Source organism: Sphingobium sp. 15-1, assembly GCF_013375535.1.
Classification (GTDB): domain Bacteria; phylum Pseudomonadota; class Alphaproteobacteria; order Sphingomonadales; family Sphingomonadaceae; genus Sphingobium; species Sphingobium aromaticivastans.
On record NZ_JABXJG010000003.1, the window covers coordinates 306,526 to 322,791 of the forward strand.

At 62.1% G+C, this 16,266-nt stretch carries 10 protein-coding genes and 1 other annotated feature; of the genes, 7 read left to right on the forward strand and 3 right to left on the reverse strand.

Annotated elements, in window-relative coordinates; translation table 11 throughout:
• The first annotated feature begins 445 nt into the window (after positions 1-445).
• The 3 genes from HUK72_RS24430 to HUK72_RS24440 all read left to right on the forward strand — a co-directional run bounded on the left by HUK72_RS24430 (position 446) and on the right by HUK72_RS24440 (position 4,347).
• A complete protein-coding gene (locus HUK72_RS24430; protein WP_176593162.1) occupies positions 446-586 on the forward strand; it encodes a hypothetical protein in 141 nt (46 codons plus the stop codon).
• Positions 587-736: 150 nt separating this feature from the next.
• Positions 737-2,110 (forward strand): Fic family protein, encoded by a 1,374-nt coding sequence (locus HUK72_RS24435; protein ID WP_176599122.1) that lies wholly within the window; start codon positions 737-739, stop codon positions 2,108-2,110.
• A 275-nt stretch (positions 2,111-2,385) separates the two neighbouring features.
• Entirely contained in the window at positions 2,386-4,347 is a 1,962-nt protein-coding gene (locus HUK72_RS24440; protein WP_369806057.1) for a M13 family metallopeptidase, read from the forward strand.
• A gap of 54 nt (positions 4,348-4,401) precedes the next feature.
• Here HUK72_RS24440 and HUK72_RS24445 read toward each other — a convergent pair whose 3' ends face one another.
• Together HUK72_RS24445 and HUK72_RS24450 are read right to left on the reverse strand one after the other, a co-directional pair.
• Positions 4,402-5,298 carry a HEPN domain-containing protein gene (locus HUK72_RS24445; protein WP_176599123.1) on the reverse strand — a complete coding sequence of 299 codons (897 nt, stop codon included), beginning with the start codon at positions 5,296-5,298 and terminating at the stop codon, positions 4,402-4,404.
• Positions 5,299-5,753: 455 nt separating this feature from the next.
• Positions 5,754-6,982 (reverse strand): IS3 family transposase gene (locus tag HUK72_RS24450; RefSeq protein ID WP_169576924.1). Its coding sequence is split into 2 segments (ribosomal slippage): positions 5,754-6,694 and positions 6,694-6,982, totalling 1,230 coding nucleotides; the frame shifts between segments, so codons are not numbered across the junction.
• Positions 6,585-6,701 (reverse strand) — a sequence feature (AL1L pseudoknot). It overlaps the preceding gene by 117 nt.
• Before the next feature lie 393 nt (positions 6,983-7,375).
• On the opposite strand from HUK72_RS24450, the gene HUK72_RS24455 reads away from it, so the two are divergent.
• From HUK72_RS24455 to HUK72_RS24470, 4 genes are all read left to right on the forward strand, one after another.
• Positions 7,376-7,846, forward strand: coding sequence for an RNA polymerase sigma factor (locus HUK72_RS24455; RefSeq protein WP_255326046.1), 471 nt, complete (start codon positions 7,376-7,378; stop codon positions 7,844-7,846).
• A gap of 8 nt (positions 7,847-7,854) precedes the next feature.
• Entirely contained in the window at positions 7,855-8,838 is a 984-nt protein-coding gene (locus HUK72_RS24460; RefSeq protein WP_176599125.1) for a FecR domain-containing protein, read from the forward strand.
• A 119-nt stretch (positions 8,839-8,957) separates the two neighbouring features.
• Positions 8,958-12,059: a TonB-dependent receptor gene (locus tag HUK72_RS24465; protein ID WP_176599126.1), complete on the forward strand. Its 3,102-nt coding sequence runs from the start codon at positions 8,958-8,960 to the stop codon at positions 12,057-12,059.
• A 54-nt stretch (positions 12,060-12,113) separates the two neighbouring features.
• A complete protein-coding gene (locus HUK72_RS24470; RefSeq protein WP_176599127.1) occupies positions 12,114-14,642 on the forward strand; it encodes a S9 family peptidase in 2,529 nt (842 codons plus the stop codon).
• On the opposite strand, the gene HUK72_RS24475 is transcribed toward HUK72_RS24470, so the two are convergent.
• Positions 14,524-16,260 carry an asparagine synthase C-terminal domain-containing protein gene (locus HUK72_RS24475; RefSeq protein WP_218036274.1) on the reverse strand — a complete coding sequence of 579 codons (1,737 nt, stop codon included), beginning with the start codon at positions 16,258-16,260 and terminating at the stop codon, positions 14,524-14,526. The two genes, HUK72_RS24470 and HUK72_RS24475, sit on opposite strands and share 119 nt — an antisense overlap.
• Positions 16,261-16,266: the final 6 nt, after the last annotated feature.

The window sequence follows — 16,266 nt, forward strand, 5'->3', positions numbered from 1 at the left end:
GGATCGGCGTCGAAGCTGAACCCCAGCTCCAGTCGGCGCAACTATCTGAAAAAACTCCGGAATTAGGAATACTGGCGGGGTCCCAATCGGCGCCTATCAGGACCCCACCTCTGGATATTTCTTGTTGCAATACAAAGGTGTGGATGAAATTCGACGGGGTCCCGCTTCGGCACCGATCCACATTGTAGCGACAGAATCCAGAAGCTGCCGGTCCGCACTTGGGAGCGAAAAGTTGCCGTTGTACGACCGGAAAGGGTCGACGGCAGAAGCGGTAACCATGCGCCAATTCCGAATGCAGCGCCACGGGGGATGTCTCGCGGCGATGACCGCTGCACATTTCAGGAGTTTTGAAGAATCGGTGCCAGGTCGCGAAACGCGTTGATGACGCGCTGAATGGTGACGACCTTCCCGTCCATGTTATAAGCGATCAATAAGCGACGCTCAAATGTCAGCGTCCGCAGACCTGCGACCAGGTCATCGCGGGGGGAACCGGCACACGGGCGATGTCGAGCCGATCGAGTGGCTGCGAAAAGGCCGGATCGATGCGGTCGTTCGAGTGGCGGAAGGCGCGTTCGATTATCTGTGAAGTTCGAATTCACTGATGCTGCATTTTGCGCGTTGAGGTTCGCGCAAGAATCTGCGGCAAAAATGAGTTTAGTTGCGCGAAACGGGGAATAATTGCGCATTGACTTGTTTAGTTGCGCGGTTCAGGTTTTCGCGCAACTAAGGAGTGATTATGGCGCGGCCGATACCCGAGGCGGATCTCAATGAAATTCTGGCGATTGTCGCGCGCCGTGACGGCGGAGCTTCGGTTGCACAGATCGCACAAGCGCTTGCCACGCCCGGCGCCCGCCGCACCCTTCAATATCGCCTTCGGACATTAGTCGATACCGGCCGATTGCGCTTGAGCGGCGAAGGGCGCACGGCTCGCTATCATGTTGTGGAACACAGCAGCGTCACCGAACCAGTCATCACCGACATTGTTCCGCTATCGCCAGAAGGAGAGGCGCTCCTGGCCTATGTGCGCCAGCCCGTGGCCGCAAGAAAACCGGTTGGATATGCTCGTGCCTTCCTTGACGGTTACCGCCCGAACGAAACATTCTATCTGACGGAAGAGCAGCGTGCGCATTTGGCAAGTCTCGGAAAGCCGCGCGTCGAGGCGGCTCCGGCAGGTACTTATGCCAAGCAGATCCTCAGCAGGCTGCTGATTGACCTCGCGTGGAATTCGAGCCGGCTCGAAGGAAACACCTATTCACTGCTGGACACACGGCGACTGCTCGATTTTGGCGAGGCTGCTGCTGGCCACGGCCAACGCGAAGCCCAGATGATCCTCAATCACAAGGACGCCATTGAATTCCTGGTCGCGGCGGCCGACGATATCGGGTTCAATCGCTACACCATTCTCAACCTGCATGCGCTCCTTGCGAACAACCTGTTGACCGATCCCGTTGCAGTCGGGCGATTGCGGCATATCGTTGTTGGCATTGATGGCTCGACCTTTCATCCGCTCGAAGTGCCCGGGATGATCGAAGAATGCTTTGATCAGCTCCTGGCCACGGCTGAAGCGATCAACGACCCGTTCGAACAATCGTTCTTCTTCATGGTGCAGCTGCCATATCTTCAGCCTTTTGATGACGTGAACAAGCGTGTTTCGCGTCTGGCCGCGAATATCCCGATGATCAGGGCTAACCTTGCTCCACTATCATTCACCGATGTGCCGGGTGATCTATACATCACGGCAACGCTGGGCGTTTATGAACGCACCGATATTGCGCTGTTACGCGATGTCTATCTCTGGGCCTATGAACGCTCGGCCGCACGTTATGCAGCGGTTCGTCAGTCCCTTGGCGACCCTGACCCATTCCGATTACGCTACCGCGACACTTTGCGCCAGATCATCCGGAATATCATTCGTGAGGCGAGCGGCAGACCGGCGGCGCGCACGCATCTCACGTCCTTCGTGAGCAATCAGATACCGACCGAAGACCAGGAACAGTTTGTCGAGGTGGCGGAAACGGAGTTGTTGGGCCTGCATGAAGGCAATTTTGCCCGTTATCAGGTGCGCCCGTCTGAATTCGCACGGTGGCAAGCAGCCTGGGCGCAAAATTGACCGTTCGAACCATTCAAGCGCCAATCATCTGATGGCTTGCCGGCGGTCGCCAGGGTGGGAGTGCCATAAATTCGTTCATATCGCTGAGGCATGCCGCGTTGTGTGATCGAGCGGGCTAATTTTTGACTGGCGGCTCGCCCCTGAGAGCCATCACGATATAACGCGTGGAATGTCCTCTCACATTCGCAGAGGGGAATTCTCGTATGGTACTGAACAAACGTCGCGTGACGATGGTCGCGCTTCCATTTGCACTTTCGGCAGCGGCGCCTGGGCCGATGCAGGCACAGGGAGTTTCAAACAGACCGGCCTATGGTGCGTTCGGCTTCGACGGCGAGGGCATGGACCCACAAGCACGGCCGGGAGATGATTTCTACCTCTATGCGAACGGACATTGGGCGGCGACCACAGACGTTCCTGCCGATCGATCCAGCTACGGGGCGTTCGCGATACTGGAAGATCTGTCGCGGGAGCGAACCCGCGCCATTCTGGAAGCCGCCGCGAAAGATTCATCAACCAAGATCGGCGCTGCGTACGCAAGTTTCATGGCCAGCTCTGCCGTCGAAGAAAAGGGGATGACGCCGATCCAGCCCTGGCTCATGGAAATCGCGGCGATCAAAAACAGGGAGAGCTATGCTAGGGTCGCCGCTCAGGCAAGCCGCGCCGGAGTTGCCGGACCTTTCCGCATCTACATCAGCCAGGATGACAAGGACCCCGATCGCTATATCCTGAAATTAAGCCAGGGCGGTCTGGGGCTCCCGGATCGTGACTATTATCTGGACCCGTCCGAGAAGATGGCTGCGATCAGGACGGCCTATGTCAGGTACCTGGAGAAAATGCTGACGCTGGCCGGGCAGACCCACGCGAGGGGCAGGGCAGAGGCTCTGCTGGGATTGGAAACCGAGATCGCCAGAACCCATTGGTCGCGCGTCGACAGCCGGGACGTCGAGAAAATCTACAATAAGATGACCCTGGTCGAACTGATAAAGACCGCACCCGGTTTCAACTATCGCGCCTTCTTCGCGGCGAACAAGATCGACGCCACGTCTCTCATCGTTGCCCAGCCCAGCGCAATTGTTGGCGAGGCAGCGGTGATCGGCAATGCGCAGCTCGATGTCCTCAAGGATGCACTGTTGGTGCGCAGCCTTCACGCCCTTGCTGATGTTCTGCCCGACCGAATCGGCGCGGAGGATTTCGCATTTTACGGGACGGTGCTGACCGGTGCTCCGACCCGGCCAGAGCGCTGGAAACGGGGCTTCGATTTTATGAAGGGCGCGCTTGGCGAGGAGGTTGGCAAGACCTATGTCGCCCAATATTTCCCGCCGCAGACCAAGTCCGCGATGGACCAGTTGGTGAAGAATGTGATCGCCGCCATGGGCCGGCGCATTGATCGTCTGAAGTGGATGAGCGAGCCGGCCAAGCTCCGGGCGCAAGCAAAGCTCGCCGCGTTCACGGCGAAGATCGGCTACCCTGACAGATGGCGTGATTATTCCGGCCTTATGATCAAGCCGGACGACCTCTTTGGCAACGCGGCCCGGGCCAACCAGTTCGCATTCGACTATAATGTCGGAAAGCTCGGCAAGCCGATCTATCGGTGGGAATGGGGCATGACCCCCATGGAGATCAACGCCTATGCCAGCTTCAGCAAGGTCGAGATCGTGTTCCCCGCGGCGATCCTGCAACCGCCCTTTTTTGATCCCCATGCCGATCCGGCGATCAATTATGGCGGCATTGGCGCGGTCATCGGCCATGAGCTCAGCCATCATTTCGATGATCAGGGCGCCAAATATGACGAATCCGGCAAGCTCGCCCAATGGTGGACCGAAGCGGACGTCGCCGCTTTCAGGAAATTGAGCCAGCAGTTGGTCCGGCAGTACGATGACTATGAGCCTTTCCCAGGCAGCCATGTCAAAGGCGTCCTCACTCTCGGCGAGAATATCGGCGATCTCGCTGGCTTGGCCGTCGCGCTCGACGCCTATCACACCTCGCTTGGTGGAAAGCCGGCCCCGGTCATCAATGGCACGACGGGCGATCAACGCTTCTTCCTGGGCTGGGCACAGGTCTGGCGAATGAAATATCGGGAAGCGATTGCTCGTCAGCGGCTCGTCACCGACCCGCATTCTCCCGCGCAATATCGCGCTGCCACGGTGCGAAACTTCGATGCGTGGTACGCAGCGTTTCAGGCGAAGCCGACTGACAGGCTGTATCTGCCCCCTCAGGATCGCATCAGGATCTGGTGATGATCGGGAGCGGCAGGGCTGGACTTCGTGTCGCCCTGCCAAATATTGCGGCGATTAGTCTGCGAGCCGTTCCTCGCAGATTTCCTTCACAAGCACCTGGAGATGGCTGATGCGTTCGCAGAGCCAGTCCAGTTCTTCCGCGGTGATTTTGTAATGATCGGAATAACGCGCATTGACATAGGCGCTGCGGAGCAGTTCGAAACAGCGTTGAGCGAAGCGCGTATCACGAGGCCAAGCTGAAATTAGGCGAGCATCCTGCCCTTCGCACTGCGAACGAAGGAAATTCAGCTTGTGAGATTTTGGCGAGTAAAGCGTCAAAACCAGAAGAAAGCAATGATACAGCCTTTCGGTCGCCTGATGCAGAGCGAAAGCCGCTTCATTCGAATGGCCTTCGCTCATGGCGTGTCGCGCCATGCTCAAGAATCCCACTGAACTGGGAAACCATTTGTCGAAATACTTTTGCGCTTCCTCTAGCGCCTCGTTTAGCGGGAGTTTGCTCGGCTGATTAAACGGATGGTCCGGCGCCTCGTAGAGAGCGATGCCATCCCGGACGATATCGACAAAGAAGGGCCGGCCTTTCTTGAGCTGCGCATTGACGTCGGTCAGGCTGTGGTAGATCGGGTTGACCGGGGTTTTGATCTTTTTGGAGATCGTCTGCGCCCGCATCAAATGGTCTTCGGCCTGCGTCCAATATTCGACCGGATCGGCCAGTTCCTCGTGGTTGACGACCACCAAAATGTCATAGTCCGAGAAGTAACCACCGACAGGATCTTCGACCCAGCCGCCACGCGCATAGGAGCCGAAAAGGATCACCTTGAGGATCTTGCCCGCTTTCCGATGCGGCGCGTTGCGCCCGGCCAATGCATCCTCGAACTCGGCAAAGAGGATGCGGACAACCTCGTCCAGTTCGGCACGCTTGCGGGGAGGCAGATGATCAAGAGCGGTCTTCATGGTGCCCAGAGTCGTTCCTCGGCGCGGAAAAGCCAAGAAAAATATGCACCTCGCGAAGAGGCCGGGGGCGGGGACTGGCATGGCTCTGCCCGTCGACAGCCCCGCCAGCACGAGCGTTTGCTCCCGTTCTCTTCACGGATCAGTTCAAACGTAAAATGCGACGCCCTTCTCGCGTCCGAAGATTCGCTGCGGGATTTGCGAAAGAAATTGCCGAATCTCGGCAGCAATTTTTCGTAAAACGCGCAATTTTCTTCGTAACCACCGGAAAGTGGATATTTTTTTCGCCTTTGGTGACCTCCAGTTAGACAGAAGCGATCACTGCGCTATGGAGACAATGTCGGGTGCCGTGAAACAGGACGCGCGTCCCATGGGCCGGGGGATCGGCGGGCTTTTGGCCTGGTCGGTCGGCAGCGGCGTGAACCGCCCCGGGATTGCCGGAGGCCATTTGGTTTAAATTATGCGGCCATGGGTGTTTCGTCCAGCATGGCGTAGTAGCGCTCCTCGGCTTCGGCAGGCGGGATGTTGCCAATGGGCGCGAGCAACCGCCGGTTGTTGAACCAGTCTACCCATTCGAGAGTGGCGTATTCAACGGCTTCAAAGGATCGCCACGGTCCTCGCCGGTGGATCACCTCGGCCTTGTAAAGGCCGTTGATGGTCTCCGCCAAGGCGTTGTCATAACTGTCGCCCACACTCCCGACCGATGGCTCGATCCCAGCCTCGGCAAGGCGCTCGGTATACTTGATCGAGACATATTGGCTGCCGCGGTCGCTGTGGTGGATCAGGCCGCCATGATGAACTGGTCGCCGATCATGGATTGCCTGCTCCAGGGCGTCGAGCACAAAGCTGGCATGGGCCGTCCTGCTCACCCGCCAGCCCACAATATAGCGGGCGTATACGTCGATCACGAAGGCCACGTAGACGAACCCCGACCACGTCGCGACATAGGTGAAGTCCGACACCCACAGCATGTTCGGTGCCGGCGCATGGAACTGACGGTTGACCTGATCGAGCGGACACGGAGCCGCCTTGTCGCTGATCGTCGTCTTCACCGGCTTGCCCCGGATCACGCCCTGCAGGCCCAAATCACGCATCAACCGCTCCACTGTGCAGCGGGCAATATCAAAGCCCTCCCGCTGCATCTGCCGCCACACCTTGCGCACGCCGTAGACCTTGAAGTTGGCATCGAACACGCGCCGAACCTCGGGCTTCATGGCCTCATCACGCTGGACACGTGGTGACAGGCGCGAGGGATCGCGTCGCGATGCCACACGTTCATGATAGGTGGATGGGGCGATCGGCAGAACCCGGCAGATCGGCTCGACCCCATACTCATCCCGATGCTCGTCAATGAAGGCAGTCATCGCTTGAACGGGCGGTCGAGCTCCGCCTGGGCAAAATATGCCGACGCCTTGCGCAGAATCTCGTTGGCCTGGCGAAGCTCACGGTTCTCGCGCTCCAGCGCCTTCAAACGGTCTGCCAGTTCGGTGGGAACGCCAGGACGTTTGCCGCTGTTCACCTCAGCCTTCTTTACCCACTCTAGCAGCGTGTGCCCCGAACAGCCGATCTTCTCGGCAATGGATATGATCGCCGCCCAGCGGGACGGATGGTCGCCTTCGTGGTCCAGCACCATGCGGACGGCCCGCTCACGAACCTCCGGTGCAAACTTGTTCGTCGTCTTGCTCATCGTAGACCCTTCCTCTCAGGAGTTAGGGCCTCCGGCAATCCCGGGGCGGTTCAGCGCGATGTTCAAATAGCGGGTCTCAACAGGGATTTCCAACACCCGACCCCTTTTTCCAAACACTTGCAGCCGGAGTCCTGATGCGGGACTTTCCTGTCTGCCATCGGGAGGCCGGTGGCGGGGCGTGGAAACCCCTGTACCGAGATCGGGCGCGCTCAGTCGATAGGACTGTCGTGTCTGATCATTAGCGCGCGCCCTTGCGTGCCGCGCCGGCATGGAGCCTTTCCTCCGCCGTCCCTTTGGGGCGGCGCGCCCGCAATATGTCGAGGAAAGGCGCGGGTCATGACCGGTGAGCGAGGAAAGAAGCCGTGGCTGTCCGGGGACAGGCGGCAAGATGGGATGATCGATCGGCTCTACCGCAGTCATGCCGGTTGGCTGCTGGGAAGGCTGCAACGCCGGTTTGCGGGCATGGGCCTGGAAGCGGAGGATCTGGTGCAGGACACCTATATGCGGGTGGCGCGCTACAGCGAGGAAGCGACGCAGCACCATCCCCGCGCGCTGCTGTTGCGGATCGGCGTCAATCTCGCCCGCGACCAGATGCGGCGGAACAAGATCCGGCCGGCGCCCGTGGCGGCGAACGACCCTGATCCGTCCTGGGAAATTCCGGTCGGCGCCGACCAGGAATATCTGCTGGGCCTCAAGCACGCTATCCTTTCATTGCCGCCGGACCTGCGCAGCGTCTTTCTTTTGTCGCGCTTCACGCCCATGACGAATGCGGATATTGCAAAACGGCTCGGGATCTCGGTCAAGACCGTGGAATGGCGGATGAGCAAGGCACTGGCACATTGTGCGCAAAGGCTTTCTGACTGAGGGCGAGGATGACGATGGGCAGGGAAGAGGAAGAAAAGATAGAGGCAGAGGCGGCCCGCTGGGTTGCGCGCTTCAATTCGCCCGTAGCGGACACGAGCGAGATCCACGAGTTCTTCGCCTGGAAGAAAGACCCGCGCCATGCGGCCGCGTATGAGCGGATCGACCAGCATTGGCGCTCAGCGCAGGCGCTGGGAAAAGATCCCGATATCGCCACACTTGTCGGGGAAACCCTGGAGCAATCGGCCTCGCGTACACGTAGCAGGCGGCCGCTATTGTGGTTGGCAGGCGGGGTCATTGCCGGGGCACTCGCGCTGGGCGCCTTCTTCCTCTGGCCACTTTCAGTCCATTATGAAACCGGCATCGGTGAGCAGCGGCTTGTGCGGCTGGAAGATGGGTCGACCCTTCATCTCGATAGCGCGAGCGCCGTCGACGTCCGTTTTACTGATGGCCACCGTCGGCTGACCCTGATCAGTGGCCGCGCGCTGTTCGATGTCGCGCATGACAAGAGCCGCCCGTTCGATGTCGATGCGGGCGCGGCAACGGTGCGCGCGCTCGGCACACGCTTCGAAATCGATCGCCAACAGTTCGACGCCAGGATTCTGCTGATTGAAGGCAAGGTGCGGGTGGATTCCACCGATTGCTCCACGGACGCATGCAGCGACCATTTGCTGCCCGGTGACATGATGATGGCGGGACAGGGCGGGCTTGGTCCCAAGGAGCGCGGGAACATCCAGGCGGTCACATCCTGGACAAGCGGTCGGCTTCTCTTTGAAGGCCGTGCGCTCGCCGACGCTGTGGACGAGGTCAATCGCTATTGTGAGGCGCCGATCATCCTGGAAGCGCCGGAATTTGCTGAAGAGCATGTGAATGGTGGATTTGCGGTGGGCGATCGCGATGCCTTCATCCGTGCGGTGATCGCGCTTTATCCCCTGCGCGCCCAGCCTGAACCCAATGGTGCGATCCGTCTGGTGCTTGACCCCGCGCGCTCCTGACATAAAAATTTAACATGTCTGCCAGGGTTACCCCCAATCCCTTGCGTTGCAGGGATAGGCGACAGGGGAAGGTGCGAGCCCGCCCCTCAGTCCGCCGGACCAGCAGGGGAAGGGGAACCATGAAAGTCAAGATCGTCCATCGAGATAAGCGAGGGAAGCGTAGCGCGGTCGGATTCTGCCGCAGTGGACTGCTGACCTGCGCGGCCTGGGCGCTGGCAACCGTTCCCGTCGCTGCGCCTATCGTGCGCGCGCAGGAAGCCCGGCAAAATTTCGACATCGCGGCCGGATCGCTCGACCAGGCTCTGCAGCGTTATATGGCGCTGACGGGACGGCAGCTGCTTTATCGCAGCCAGTTGGTCGAAGGGCGCCGCGCGCATGCGGTCATGGGATCGATGGATGCTGACAAGGCACTGCGCAAGCTGATTGGCGGCTATCCCATTGCGGTCAGCCATCAGGGGCGCAATGTCTATATACTCTCGCCGCAGGCTTCGCCGCCACCCCGTGCCTCGACGCAAACCCCGGCTCGCACCCAGCGCGCGCCGCAGTTGGTCGCACCGCGACCAAAGCCGGTCCGGGCACCGGACATGGCGGCGTCGGAGGTCACCGTCACCGTCACCGGCACCAATATCCGCTCGGCAGCCCCGCCATCCTCTCCGGTGATCAACATGACGGCGACAGACATCGCGCGATCGGGGGCCGGCACGGTCGCTGAGGCTTTGGCGCTGCTACCGCAGAATTTCGGGGGCATGGCCAATGAGGACACCAGTCTCACCGGCTCGGACCGGGTGAGTATCAATCCGGGCCTGGGCTCCAGCATCAATCTGCGCGGCCTCGGCTCCGACGCCACACTGACGCTCGTCAACGGCCGCCGCGCGGCGGGCGCGGGCGGCAAAGGGGACTTCACTGATCTCTCAAGCATCCCGGCGGTCGCGGTCGAGCGGGTCGAGGTGCTGGCTGACGGCGCCTCCGCGCTCTACGGTTCGGATGCGATCGGCGGCGTGGTGAACATCCTGCTCCGCAAGGACTTCGAAGGAGCGGAAAGCCGGATGCGGCTGGGAACGGTGACGCGTGGCGGCAGCGAGGACATTATTGCAGGCCAGGTCGTGGGCGCGCGCTGGTCGACCGGCCATATCCTCGCTGCTTATGAATATCAGCATCGCGGCCGCTTGCCCGGCTCCGCGCGCAAATATACGCGCTCGGCGGACCTGCGGCCGCTGGGCGGGCATGATTATCGCCAATATTTCTCGGTGCCGGGCACGATCGTCGTGCTGGACCCGGTCACCCGCACCTATGTCCCGGCCTATGCGATTCCCGATGGGCAGGACGGGACGGACCTTGCTCCCGGCGACTTCATCCCCGGAGCAAGCCTCTCCAGCCCGCGGGCCCATGTCGATCTGCTCTCGAAGCAGGACCGACACAGCCTGTTCGTGAGTGGTGAGCAGGAGCTGACCGATGGCCTGACCTTCTATGTCGAGGGCCGCTATTCGGATCGCAAGTTCGATGCGAAATCGCAGCCTTCGCTCACGATCATGAGCGTGACCCGCTCCAATCCGTGGTTTGTCTCGCCCACTGGCGGTTCGTCGGTTGCGATTGCTTATGATTTCGGTCGGGACATTGGCCCGATCGTCAGCAGCGGACGGGTGCGCAGCCACTCGGTGACCGCCGGGGTCCGAGCGGAGCTGGGCGGTGACTGGCAAGTCGACGCCTATCTGTCTCATGCCCGGCAGGTCGACCGCCAGTTGAGCGACCATCTGCTCAACAGCACCGCGCTCAACGAAGCGCTGGGCCTCACCGCTGATAATCCGGCAACGCCTTTCAGTGCGGCACGGGATGGCTATTTCAATCCCTTTGGCGACGGCAGCAGCAATAGCTCCGTCATCACGGACTTCATCGGCAGCGGCTTCATTCGCCAGCACTACCGCAGCGAATTGCTGAACGGGAGTTTGATCGCTGACGGCACGATCTTCGATCTGCCAGGCGGCCCGGTGAAGCTCGCCTTCGGGACGCAGGCACGGGAGGAGGATTTCAGCCGCTCGATCCAGACCTTTGCCTCTGGCGTGACCCCGCCTGCGCCGGTCGCGGCCAAGGCCAACCGGACGATCGTGGCGGTCTTTGGCGAACTGGCCGTTCCGCTCGTGGGCTCAGGCAATGCGCGACCTGGCCTGCAACGGCTCGACCTGTCGTTGGCGGTCCGGCATGAGCGCTATTCCGATTTCGGCTCGACCACCAACCCCAAGATCGGGCTGGTCTGGGAGCCGACCGACGGCCTGCAATTGCGGGGAAGCTGGGGCACCTCCTTCCGGGCGCCGGCTCTACCGGAGATCTTCGATCCTTTCCGCGTCTCCTATACCCAGCTCCCGACGACTGGTGGAGGCAATTTGCCCGTCCTGTCGCTTCGGGGTGGCAACCGCGATCTGGAACCGGAAAAGGCGAAGTCGCTTTCCCTGGGGTTCAAGGTTCAGCCCAAGGCGGTGCCGGGCTTTGGCTTTGAGGCCAATTATTTTCAGACCCGCTTCTCCAACCGGATCGGCCAGCCGGTCACCGAGAATATCCTGCAAGCGCTCACCAATCCGATCTATGCGCCCTATGTGACCCTGATCGACCCTGCGCATAATGCCGCCGATCTGGCGCGGGTCCTGGCGCTGCTGGCCGTGCCGGGGTCGAGCGTGCCGACGACATTCGCGCCTGAATCCTTCCGTGCGATCATCGATGGGCGTTATGTCAATTCCGCGCGGGTCGATGTGCGGGGCGTCGATCTGCTGGTGCGCCAGAGTCTCACCCTCGGATCGAACCGGCTGAACCTCTCGATCAACAGCACGATCCTCATCGACTATAAGGATCAATTGACGCCTGCCTCGCCCGTGATCGAACGGGTGGGCACGCTCGGCAATCCGGTCGACTTCCGCGCGCGTGGCACCCTGGACTGGGCGCGCGGCGATGTCGGCGCCACGCTCTTGGTCAACCATGTCGGGTCTTATACTGACAATATCAGCATGCCGGCGCGGCCAATCTCCTCATGGACGGGAGTCGACCTGCAACTGCGCTACGAGCCGCGAGCGACAGAGGGTTGGCGCAAGGGCCTCAGCCTCGCGCTCACCGCGCAGAATCTCTTCGACCGCGACCCGCCCTTTGTCGATCGCAATCTTGGCTTTGCCTATGATCCGGCCAACGCCGATGTGCTTAGCCGCTTCCTGTCGATGCAGGTAAAAAAGCGATGGTAGCGCGGTTCGGCTGAGTCGCCCTTCGCACCCCTCCCAAGATCAGGACTCTTACCCATGCGTTACCCATGGCTGGCGGCGCTATGCCTGGCCGCGGCCGGCATCGCCGAGGCACGCCCTTATGACGTGGACGATATGCTGCGCGTTGAAAGCTACGGGCAGGCGCTGGTCGATCCGGGCGGTCAATGGGCTGTGATCGATCGCTACCGCCGCTATGACGGCGGTACGAGCTACCGCTATGATGGCTTCAACCGCCGTGGCCTAGGCGTCGTCATGCGCCTCGACCTTCAGCATGGCCGCCGTCTCGAGCCGCTATTCCCGCAGGACGATGGCGCGGGCTACTGGATTGCAAGCCTCTCACCCTCGGGTAAGCGCCTCGCGGTGTTCCGGCTGAAGGATGAAACCCTGTCATTGGGGATCGTCGACATGGCGGCGCGGGAAGTGAAGTGGCTTCCGCAGCATCCCGCGACCTCGGTTCTGCATCCGGCGCCCGACTGGCTGGACGATCGTCACCTGCTGCTGGTCGAAGCGGACAGCCCAGCTCTGCCCTGGCCGCTCGCTGCCGGCAGCCGCTTCCAGGCGGAGGTCGCGCCGCTCTGGGCGCGAACGGCGCTTGGGGCGCAGCCGGGTGTTTCGGTCATCGGCGGAAAGGGCGAGGCGGCGCCGGACCCGCAACGCAAACTCCTGCTGGTGAACGCTGATACGAAGGACACGCGGCAGATTGCGACTGGGCCGATCGTCGATGTTGCGATCTCGGCGGATCGGGCCTGGCTTGCCCTGCTGCGCGAGGGGCCGGAAACGGTCATCCCCCAGAATGTGCCCGTGCGGTCGAGTGACCAGAACCGGCAATATCGGCTGTCGGTCTTGCCGATTAATGGTGGACTGGAGCATCAGGCCTGTTCGAACTGCGACATCCAGCCCGGGTTCCTCGAATGGGCGCCCAAAGGGAGCAAGCTCTTATTCTTCGCGCGCAAGCCCGGCGACGATTGGGCGATGGGCGCGCTTCGGGTCTTCAATACAGGGAGCGGGCAAAGCAGCGCTGCGTTCGAGCAGGTCACGCCGTATCTGCCGCCCGATGACAGCGGCGTCCGTCTGGCGCGCGCGGGGTGGTGGGGTGAAGTTCCGCTTCTCTATGGCCGACGCGGGGCGGGGCAAGATCGCTGGACGGCTCCGCGCGCGGCACAAACTATCGATAAGGCGCTGGCCCGGCTGCCCTGCCAGCCGCCGGCGCTGCAGGCGGGGAGCACCCGACTGCTCCTCGCCTGCCCGGATGGGCTTTGGTCGATCGATCGGGCGGGCAACGTCGAGCGGATCATAGCGGGCGGACCGCTACTGATAACTCGCCCGGCCAGCGAGAGTTTCGACGTCGGCATTCGTGCTAACCATCGCTCGATCACGCCGATCAACGACAACACCCCCGTTGCCCTCTTGCAGGGGAGGGTAGCGCAGCTGGATTGGCCCGGCACGCCGTCTCGGGCAATCGAGACAGGAGACTCTCCCATTACCCGTCTGCTCGCAGGCAACGGGCGGCACGGCATCGCGCTTTGGGTCGCGCGCGATATAAGGGGTGTCGGCCGGCTCATGGTCTCAGGGCCGGTCGGCATTCGCGAGATCGACCGGATCAATGGCCATCTGGCCGACATTGACCTGCCGACTATGCGTCCCCTGATAAATCCTGCCTCCGGGCTGACCGATTGGCTGATCCTGCCAACGGGACATAGCCCCACGCCGCACCCTCTGGTCGTGATCCCCTATCCGGGGACGACCTTCACCAACACTCGTCCTCCCGTGCTCGCACCGGACGTTGTTGCCTCACCGGTCAATCCGCTCCTCCTTACCAGCATGGGCTATGCGGTGCTCATGCCCAGCCTCGTTGACGCGCACGATGGCATGGACCGCGGCGCCGGCTTGACCGCGCAGGTCGAGCAGGCGGTCGACCGGGTCCTCGCCACGGGCCTGGTCGATAGCAAGCGCATGGCGGTCTATGGCCACAGTTTCGGCGGCTACACGAGCCTCAAGATCGCATCCCAAAGCCACCGCTTCCGCGCCTATATTGCCAGCGCCGCGCCCGCGGACCTTGCGATCCAGCATGGCGCGCTGCCGCCGCCCGACCGCGTGGCCATGAAGGAAGGATTTCCACTGACGTCGGGTTTCGGATGGGCCGAGGGCGGGCAGGGGCACATGCTGACGGGGCCGCAGGCGGCGCCCGAACGCTATTGGCGGAGCAGCCCCTATTATCAGGCCGAGGGCATCCGCGATCCCGTGCTGCTGATCCATGGCGACATCGACGCGGTGCTTGCGATCAATGCCGAGCGCATGTTTGCGCTGCTGCACCGCGCCGGGCGGGACGTCACCTTGCTGCGCTATTGGGGCGAGGCGCATAGCGTGCGCAGCCCCGGCAATATCCGCGACATGTGGCAGCGCATATCTGCCTGGCTCACCGATCGGCTATCGGTTGACCGGATTGCTACACCCATCGCTGCGCCCATAATTCCATTGCCACAAGCGTTGCCAGCAGCGAATGGTCGCCACGCCAGAGCAGCGCTTCCGCGTCCAGCATCGGTTCCAGCGCCGCGCGGTCGATGATGCCTTGCCGAACCAGATGACCTTCGCGCAGCAGCGGTCCCAACCGATCGAGTTGGAGCGCGATAGCACGGCTATAGAAGCCGGTCGCCTCTCCCTTGGTGCGACGCTCACGCACGGCCTGCGGCAGCCATTGAGCCAACACATCGCGCGCACCGCCCCGGTCGCGCTCGTCGGGCACCAATTCCCAGACCGGCACGCGCAGGCAATGCTCGACCACCGGCTGCGACAGCATGGGATGGGCGAGCCGATGGCCAGCGGCCGTCAGGGTTGGGGCGTGAAAGATCTGGCAGTTGGAGAGCATGGCGATCTGAAGCCGCTTGCCTGGTGGCAGGCGCCGCGCTTCCTCCATCCAGGGATGAAGCGGCGGCCCAGCTTCAAGCTGCGCGCTCAGCCTTGGCCCGGCGAGAGCCCGCTGGAAATTGGGCGCGACGCGGATTGGCGCTGGCCGCAGGGATCGCCAGAGAGCAGACCAGATCGACCTGTCGGTGGACGCGGCGGCCGACCCAAGCAACCGCCAATAGGTCGGGCCGGGCCCCTTGGCGCGCAGCCGGTCGGCAGCGACATGAGGGCCACGCGGCTGGAACAGCACCGCGTCGCCGCCCTGGCCACTCAATATCCGCGCCGCGCCAATACTGTCCGCAATGTTCGCAGATATTCGATCGGCGGTGAGGTCCAGGCCATAGACCAAGGGCTGTTCCGGGCGGGATCGCTCAGCGTGCGCGAGATAGTCGATCTCTTCGGGTTCAATGCCCACTTCGACCAGGGGAACGCGCCAATGATCAGTTACCGCGCGGGCAAAGCGGCTTTCTCCGCCGCCTGCCGAACGCGGAATGAGATTGAGCGCCTGGAGCGCCGGCCGCTGCTTCCGCCGGGCGAGCCCACCCAACACGAGCGAGGAATCGAGGCCTCCGGATAGTTCAATGGCGACCTGGTCGCATCCATGTGCCCATCCGGAAATGCAATTGGCAAGAGTGCGGGGGAGATCGGAGAGGGACGTCGGGCTTTGCCTGGCGAACGCGGCCGGCGACCAGATGGACTGGGTGGTGATGCCGCCATTACCAATATGATAGATCGTGCCGGGCAGCGGAATTGTCACGTCGGTAAGGGCGCTCAGGCTTCCGACCCGTTCGGGAAGCGCCGTGAGCGTCCCGAGCGCGGACCAATCGATGGTGGGTCGAACGCCGACACTTTCGAGGAGCGCGTCCGGTAAGCCGCTGACGACCAGGGTGAGGCCATCGACCTTCCAGATATAGGCGCGGAGCGCCCCGGACGGATCGCGCAGGAAGCTGGTTTGCTGGCGCTCCGCGTCATGAACGAAGGTGACATAACGGCCCCAGCACAGGCGGGTAAGGGCGGTCATCGCCTCGATGGGATCGGTGGATGTCTCCAGAGCTGCGGGAAGGGAGTCGGCAGGCAGCGTTCCCGGCAGCAGTGCGCCGAGGACATGGGTAGCATTCTTCCGCGCAGCATGCATTTCCCAGCCGGTATGCTGAGGCTCGGCGAGCAACAGGAAGCCGGGATGGTCCGCCTGGACGATGAGACCGGACATTCGCGCGCGCAGCGCCCCGGCAATGGTCCGGGCGCGGGCCTCGGCCGATGAACCGGATGGCGCGATCAAGGCACA

Coding starts and splice junctions, on each gene's coding strand:
- HUK72_RS24460 (WP_176599125.1), top strand. CDS start 7,855: ATGACGATGGGCAGGGAAGAGGAAGAAAAGATAGAGGCAGAGGCGGCC.
- HUK72_RS24435 (WP_176599122.1), top strand. CDS start 737: ATGGCGCGGCCGATACCCGAGGCGGATCTCAATGAAATTCTGGCGATT.
- HUK72_RS24445 (WP_176599123.1), bottom strand. CDS start 5,298: ATGAAGACCGCTCTTGATCATCTGCCTCCCCGCAAGCGTGCCGAACTG.
- HUK72_RS24465 (WP_176599126.1), top strand. CDS start 8,958: ATGAAAGTCAAGATCGTCCATCGAGATAAGCGAGGGAAGCGTAGCGCG.
- HUK72_RS24430 (WP_176593162.1), top strand. CDS start 446: ATGTCAGCGTCCGCAGACCTGCGACCAGGTCATCGCGGGGGGAACCGG.
- HUK72_RS24440 (WP_369806057.1), top strand. CDS start 2,386: ATGCAGGCACAGGGAGTTTCAAACAGACCGGCCTATGGTGCGTTCGGC.
- HUK72_RS24455 (WP_255326046.1), top strand. CDS start 7,376: ATGATCGATCGGCTCTACCGCAGTCATGCCGGTTGGCTGCTGGGAAGG.
- HUK72_RS24470 (WP_176599127.1), top strand. CDS start 12,114: ATGCGTTACCCATGGCTGGCGGCGCTATGCCTGGCCGCGGCCGGCATC.